Here is a 6,689-nt window from a genome sequence, read left to right on the forward strand (position 1 = left end):
GGGTCTGGGTCGCCGCCCGGCGGCGACCATGACCTCCACCTTCACCGCATCGTGCTCGCGGTCCCGGAGACCGTCAGACGGGCATTACCCGCAGGGCGGGATAACGGGCCGAGTTCAGGTACAGCTTGTCGGTGCCGTGCTCCTTCTCCAGCTCCAGGACGAACCGATAGCGGTAGAGCCCCGGCCGGGCGTCGCTCATCACCGCCCCGGCCCAGTAGTAGTAGACGGCGGTGTACTGGTCGCGCATCCGGTCGGGAGCGCCGTAGATCTTGAGCTCGGTCATGATCCGGCGTTCGGCGACGTCGTCCTCGTCGCCCTTCTCGATGTCGAGGAAGACCAGGTTGTTGATCTTCGGCATCGGAGGCCAGGTGCCGTCCGGACGGCGGTGCATGTCGATCGGGCGGATGATCCAGTTGATCACCTGCCCCTGCTTGCAGATGGTCTCCAGGTGGTCGCTGCCCTGCCCGGCCCCGCCGACGCTGTTGTCCATCATGTAGAGGCAGCCGTCCAGGGACTTCGTCGCGGCGGCCTTCTCCATGTCGACGAGGGTCACCACGTTCAGCTGGACGGAGTTGAGCTGGCCGCGATCGGCGAAGTCCGCAGCCGCGTATTCCTGGGTCATCGGCCTCCCTTTCCCTCGTTGACGGGACCGGCCAGGGCCGGCCGGGCGGTGGGGGTGAACGGCGTGCCGACGGTGCCGAGCAGGAACGAAAGCCGGTACGGGACCGGTTCGGTGAGGTCCTGCTTGACCTCGGCGGTCCAGAACACGATGTCGGTGCCGGGATACACCTTTCGCGTGGGCTCGGCGATCCGCGGGTCGATCTCGATGTCGGCGAGGGCCACGTAGGTCTCGCACTCCAGCGGGATCACGTTCCACAGCAGGGTGTCGCCCTTGCGTACCCGGCTGTGCAACTCGGGGGTGCCGAACCCGGTGGACCCTGCGGCCCCGTTGGTGTCATAGAAATAGAGGTTGTCGTCCAGGTTCTCCGACGCCAGCGCGGCCACGGGGTCGATCACCGCAGTGATCGTCACGGGCCGGACGGGCCGGGCGGGCCGGCGTTCGGACTGTCTGTTCCTCGGGGGCATACGGCTCCTTCAGTCGAGAATGCTCCGGTTCGGACCAGGTCAGCCGGCGGCCGGGACGGGCGGGAGGGGCAGCACGCCCAGTCCGGCGCCGGTGAACCCGTTGCGCTTCGGATCGTTGATGATCTTGAGGCTGGACTCGCAGGTCAGGTCCACGGACTCCCAGACCAGCTCGTCGTCCTGCTCGACCAGCTCGTGCAGCTGGACGTGCACCGTGTACGGGTAGACCCCGGGCCGGCTCGTGTCCACGGTCGCGGCCCAGTACCAGCCGTCGTAGATCATGTCGGGTGACCCGTACTGGGCCGGGTACATGATCTTCTCGGTGACGGCCTGGCCGGTGATATCGGTGATCACCGGAGCCGGGTAGTTGTACGCGCCGGGGCTGCTCGTGGTCCTGCCGGTGACGTCCAGCAGCTTGGCCTCGGTGAGGCCGCGCCCGCCGCCCGACTTGCGGGCGCGCTTGCCGACCCGCTGCTGCAGCCGCTTGAGATCGGCGCCGCTCACACCGCCCTCGCCGCTGAGCGCGGCCAGCTCCTCCAGCGTGCGCCGGTCGTCGGCGCGTTCCTGCTCGGCCAGGTAGTTGCGCGGAACCGTCGGGGGGATCGACCCCAGCGCCGCGGGCAACCAGTTCAGCACCTGCTCGGTCGCCTGCGACCCGTCGAGGAAATGGGTGCCGGGCACGATCGTCACCAGCTGCTCGGTGCCCACCCCGACCGAGCCGAGCAACTTCATGTTGTCGAACCAGTACGTGTTGCCGTCGAGCGACCGCGTCCGGAGCGCGTTCTCGACGTCGAAGAGCACGATGATCCCGTGTTGCTGGGCCATGAAACCGCCTTTCGCAGAACGTGGCTCACACGCGCAGCAGCGCGGGCGAGTCGATGTGCAGCACGCTGTTGGGTCCTTCGTGGAGCTTGAGGGAGAGCCGGTACCGGTACGGGACACCGGGCGTCATGTCGTAGGGCACGATGCCCTCCCACACCAGGAGGTCGTAGTTCTCGTGCCCGTTGGAATCGGTGGCGTCGGCCCCCGTCCCTGGCACGGCGGCGGGTGCCGGAACGGTTCCGGGCTCCACCGGGTACGGCGGCACGGTCTGGTCGGCCGGGGGCGAGACGGTCGCACCGGACAGGAACTCGATGGCCTGGATCTCGACCGGAGTCTGCACGTCCACGTGGATGGGCGTCCACTGGACGACCTGTCCCGGAACCACCACCGTGACGAGGTCGGGAGTCCCCTGGTGCCGGCTCCCCGCCGAGCTGTCGTCGACCAGCGAGAGGTTGCCGTTGTGCAGCGTCCGGTCGGACAACGCCCCGACGGCGTCGACCATCACGACGATGCTGATCCTGTCTTTCATCGATCCTCCCTTGTCGGATGTCATTCGGGCGTACGGGCCACCAGGTGCTCAGCCCCGGTCCCTGACCAGTGGCGTCTTGCCGACGGTGGTCCGCTCGATCTGCGGTGAGGAAGGTGGCACGAACACCAGCCGGAACCCGTATCCGGTCTGCTCGATGGCCGCCGCGTTGGCCTCCCGGTCGTTGAAGAGCGACAGGGAGCTCGGCAGCGCCTGGGTGAACAGCTGCCGCGTCCCGCTCGGGCCGAGGGCGTGCTCGACGGCCGCGGCCGTGCCCTCGGCGTCGTCCACCGCCACCAGCAGGGTGAGGGTCCGGTCCTCACGGTGGTTGTGGAACTGGACCTCGTGCGCGACCAGGTCCAGGTCGACGCCGACCGTCGAGCACAGCCGCCCGCGCAGGGCCGCGTAGGCCAGCGTCGCCGAGTACTGGCTGTCGTTGAGGTGCAGCACGTCGGCGGTGCGCCCGGCGAACTCGAATCGCTCGGCGCGCAGCCCGGGACCGTTCAGGGCGGGGCGGCGGATCATCCGATCGCCGAGCTTGAGCCGGAGCAGCGGCGTCTCGTCGGCGTGCAGCCGGGTGACGACCAGCTCGCCCTCCTCGCCTTCGGCGACGGCACGACCGTGCTCGTCCACGATCTCCACCAGGTGCAGCCCCGGCACCGCGGAGAGCGCCGGCGAGGTGTGGTCGAGCTGGAGCCCGACGCACTCGGCCTGGGTCGCGGCGAAGTAGCTGAGGATCGACACGTTGGGGAAGAACGCCCGCAGCTCGTCGCGCTTGCGCTGCGGCAGGGAGCCGCTGCCGTACATGGCGACCCGGAAGCTCTCCCTGGCGTGCGGGGGCAGGCCCGCGCCCAGCTCGGGCAGGAGCGCGATGCCGGCGGTGATGCCCATCAGCGCCTTGTGGCCCGGGTAGGAGAACATGTGCTCCAGCACCGGCGCGCTCACCGGTCCCGCGCCGATGTAGTTGACCCCCGGGACATGGGACAGGACGCCGCCGACCATGGTCCCGCTGCTCCACATCTGGTAGTCGGCCAGGGTGGTGAACAGCCAGCGCGGCGCGGGGCCGCGCAGGTAGCGGCCGAGCTGGTAGGCGCCCATGAACGCCCCGGCGATGCGGTAGGTGTCGCGCAGCTCCCGCAGGGAGTACACGATCTCCAGGGGCATGCCGTCACCGGTGCCGCCGCTGGCCACCACCTCGAACCCGCCGTGGCCGAGCGGCACGACCATCCCGGCCCGCGCGCCCATGAACATGTCCCGCTGCACGGTCTTGTCCGAGAGAGGGATCCGCTCCCACTCGGACATGTCGGCGGGGGCGCCGCGGACCCCGAAGTAGTGCAGCCGCTCGCGCCACAGCGGGTTGAGCAGGGCGACGCCGACGAGCTGCTGAAGCCGGCGGAACACCAGCGCGTTCTGAAGGTCGAGCGGGGACTCGCAGTACGGGACCCCGGTGAGCCGCCCGCACTCCTCCAGCTTCCCCGCGAACGACGGCAGCCGGGTGACGTCGTCCACCGAGCGGGGCCGCAGCTCCTCCTCGGGGATCAGCCGTGCCGCCAGCTCCGTCGAGGCGGCGATGTCCAAATCCGTCATGGTCATGAATGACTCCCATTCCGCTGGTCGTGCCGGGCCGCGGCGCTCGCGCGCAGCACCCGTTGCCCGATGTCCCTGATCTCGGCGATGAGCATGGCCAGGTGGTCGGCGTCGATCAGGTGGTTCATCACCACCACGCGCAGCGCCGCCACCCCGTCGATGTCGACCTTGGAGATGAAGAAGCGCCCGCCGCCCCGGATCCGGTTGCGGATCTCCAGCTGCAGCCGGTGCACGGTCGCCGGTTCCAGGCCGTCCGGCCGGTACCGGAAGCACAGGATGTTGGACTCCGGCTCATGCGCCACGGCGAAGTCCGGCTCGGCGGCGAGCATCCGGTACGCCTGCCGGGCCACCGCGCACAGCCGGTCGATCCTCTGCGCGAACAGCGCCGGGCCGTAGACCGACCAGACCGTCCAGAGCGGCATGATCATCGGGCGTTTCGTGCACTCGAAGTTCTTGTCCGCGCTGTCGTAGGCGCTGTAGACGTCCGGTTCCTCGTCGAAGACGTAGCTGGCGCGCTGCCGGAACGCACCGCGCGCCGCCGCGCCGTCGCGGTAGAAGAGCAGCGTGCACGGCGCCGGCATGAACAGCATCTTGTGGGCGTCCCAGGTCAGCGAGTCGACCTGCTCGATGCCGCGCAGCCTGTCCCGGTGCCGGTCCGACAGCAGCAGGCTCGCCCCGTGCGCCCCGTCCACATGGAGCCAGAGACCATACCGGCGTGCCACGGCCGCGAGCTCCTCCAGCGGGTCGAAGGCACCCATCGACGTGGTCCCGGCCGTGGCCACCAGGCAGAACGGTCGCAGACCGCGCCGGTGCGCCTCGTCCAGTACCGGGCCGGCCAGATCGGGGCGGATCCGCCCGGCCCGGTCGACCGGGAGCCGGACGATCTGCCGTTCCCCGATGCCGAGCACCCCGGCCGCCCGGGTCACGCTGTAGTGGGCCTCCTCACTGACCGCGATGGCCGGGGGACCCGACATGCCGCCGGCGCCGCGCGTCCAGATCTGCGGAAAGGCGCGGTTGCGGGCGGCCAGCAGCGCGGTCAGGTTGGCCAGGGAGCCCCCCGAGGTCGTCACCATGGCGAACCGGTCGCGGTCCCAGCCGATGAACCGGTTGAGCTCCTCGGCCATGAGCCGCTCGGCGACGTTGGGGAGCTGCCCGGCCTCATAGAAGGAGGAGGGCTGGTTGACCACCGAGCCGACCAGGTCGATGAGGCTGGCCAGCGGCACCACGCCGGAGAACTGCCGTCCCATGTAGCCGGGTGAGTAGACCGGGATGCCGGTCTCCGTGTACAGGTCGACGATCTGGTTCACCCGGTCGGCGTCGAAGTCGGCGATGCGCCGCCGTTCCGGGGTCATCAGTTCCCGCGCGGCCTTCAGCAGCACCGCCGGATCGAGGAGGTCGAGTCCCCGGACCGACCGGTCGCCCAGATACGTCGTCAGGCGGCTGACGATGTCCACGGCGCCGTCGTGGAAACGTTCGGGGTCGAAGGCCGCGGCGAGGCCCGGCATGGGTGACCGGTAGCCTTCGCCGGTCGTCGGCTCTGGAAGTGAACTCTGGACGTCGGAAAGTGAACTCGTCATGGAGCAGACTCCAATGATCCGGCGTCGAGAACGCCCATGTGGTCGCGCCTGGACGAGAATTCGAGCATGGTGCATTGAATTCCCAGGCGATCACATGAAGGTTCTCGCGAATAAACGCGTGATCTGCGGTGATGCGTCGAGCGGGAAAGAGATCCTCGGCATACGGGGGCACGGGGGCGGCATTCGTGCCGCTGCTGAGCCGTTCCGGCAGATTGGAACGGTCCAACTTCGAGGGGGAATGTCGATCGACGATGGCGGGAGATGACATGAGAGGGCCTCATTGCCCTCTGTTCACGCCCTGTTCGAGCAGTTCGGATCAGTCCGGCGGCGATGTCGCCGATGATCGGGATCTGGAGGAGACCTAGCGTGGACGAATCGCGATTAATTCGGCCTGAATTTCACCCGCCGTACACGTTGGCACGCCTGTCATGTAAGTGAGCTAACCATTGATGCCAGGGAGGCGCAAGACCTCGAATGCAGGTGGAGTGACAGATTCCGGCCACAGTTACTTACGCATGGTGATTGAGATGGGGGATGTTCGGTGGATCTCAGCCGTTTTGGGGCTTATGAGTTTTTCTCACGAACCTGGAGTGAAATCGGAATTCGAGGCCGCCTCAGCGGGCGACCCCATTAACAGGACATTCTTATTGCATATGGTTACATTCTACAAAATGTGGTAGAAGTCTCGATGAGGTGACATGTCGGTCTTTCCCGGCGTGTCAGCACTAAAAGGGGAAGCCTCTAACGTTTTCGGACAGCGCCAGGCCCGCTGAGGCTCTGGACGGCATCACTCCCGAACCTGCCTGATCACCCCGGCTGACCGCGCCATCAGGCAACCGGCCCGCCTCCCGGCACATCTCCCCGGTCTGCGCGACCTCCGCGGCGAGTTCCTCCCCCAGGACGGGAACCACCGTGATCTGCCAAGCGGTCACGGCCGGGTCGTCGATGTCGGAGCGAAAGGCCAGTAGATCGCGTACCGTCTCCTCGGCCTATCGAGCCGCCGCGCGCCGGCCGCTGCAGAGGAGGAGTTCCCGATGGTTGCGGTAGCCGCCCTGCCCGACGTCACTCCCGGCGGCCCGGGCCCCGTCGCCCGC

The 6,689-nt window shown here is 68.2% G+C and carries 6 protein-coding genes; all 6 read right to left on the reverse strand.

Features of this window, described 5'->3' with window-relative positions:
• Nucleotides 1-73: 73 nt before the first annotated feature.
• The 6 genes from ABZ260_RS43625 to ABZ260_RS43650 all read right to left on the reverse strand — a co-directional run bounded on the left by ABZ260_RS43625 (nucleotide 74) and on the right by ABZ260_RS43650 (nucleotide 5,595).
• Nucleotides 74-622 carry a hypothetical protein gene (locus ABZ260_RS43625; protein WP_355629713.1) on the reverse strand — a complete coding sequence of 183 codons (549 nt, stop codon included), beginning with the start codon at nucleotides 620-622 and terminating at the stop codon, nucleotides 74-76.
• Entirely contained in the window at nucleotides 619-1,032 is a 414-nt protein-coding gene (locus ABZ260_RS43630; protein ID WP_355629716.1) for a hypothetical protein, read from the reverse strand. The genes ABZ260_RS43625 and ABZ260_RS43630 overlap by 4 nt, the downstream gene beginning before the upstream one ends.
• A gap of 93 nt (nucleotides 1,033-1,125) precedes the next feature.
• The gene (locus ABZ260_RS43635; RefSeq protein WP_355629718.1) at nucleotides 1,126-1,908 is read right to left on the reverse strand and encodes a hypothetical protein; all 783 of its coding nucleotides are present in this window, start codon (nucleotides 1,906-1,908) and stop codon (nucleotides 1,126-1,128) included.
• Between the two features lie 25 nt (nucleotides 1,909-1,933).
• Nucleotides 1,934-2,434 (reverse strand): hypothetical protein, encoded by a 501-nt coding sequence (locus ABZ260_RS43640; RefSeq protein WP_355629721.1) that lies wholly within the window; start codon nucleotides 2,432-2,434, stop codon nucleotides 1,934-1,936.
• 48 nt (nucleotides 2,435-2,482) lie between these two features.
• Entirely contained in the window at nucleotides 2,483-4,024 is a 1,542-nt protein-coding gene (locus ABZ260_RS43645; protein ID WP_355629724.1) for a hypothetical protein, read from the reverse strand.
• A complete protein-coding gene (locus tag ABZ260_RS43650) occupies nucleotides 4,021-5,595 on the reverse strand; it encodes a pyridoxal-dependent decarboxylase (protein WP_355629727.1) in 1,575 nt (524 codons plus the stop codon). The genes ABZ260_RS43645 and ABZ260_RS43650 overlap by 4 nt, the downstream gene beginning before the upstream one ends.
• Between the last annotated feature and the right edge of the window lie 1,094 nt (nucleotides 5,596-6,689).

The sequence above is a fragment of the Streptosporangium sp. NPDC006013 genome, assembly GCF_040614275.1.
GTDB lineage: Bacteria > Actinomycetota > Actinomycetes > Streptosporangiales > Streptosporangiaceae > Streptosporangium.

Bases quoted from the DNA above. Each gene is read 5' to 3' on its own strand.
- ABZ260_RS43625 (WP_355629713.1), bottom strand. From the start codon at position 622: ATGACCCAGGAATACGCGGCTGCGGACTTCGCCGATCGCGGCCAGCTC.
- ABZ260_RS43645 (WP_355629724.1), bottom strand. From the start codon at position 4,024: ATGACCATGACGGATTTGGACATCGCCGCCTCGACGGAGCTGGCGGCA.
- ABZ260_RS43640 (WP_355629721.1), bottom strand. From the start codon at position 2,434: ATGAAAGACAGGATCAGCATCGTCGTGATGGTCGACGCCGTCGGGGCG.
- ABZ260_RS43650 (WP_355629727.1), bottom strand. From the start codon at position 5,595: ATGACGAGTTCACTTTCCGACGTCCAGAGTTCACTTCCAGAGCCGACG.
- ABZ260_RS43635 (WP_355629718.1), bottom strand. From the start codon at position 1,908: ATGGCCCAGCAACACGGGATCATCGTGCTCTTCGACGTCGAGAACGCG.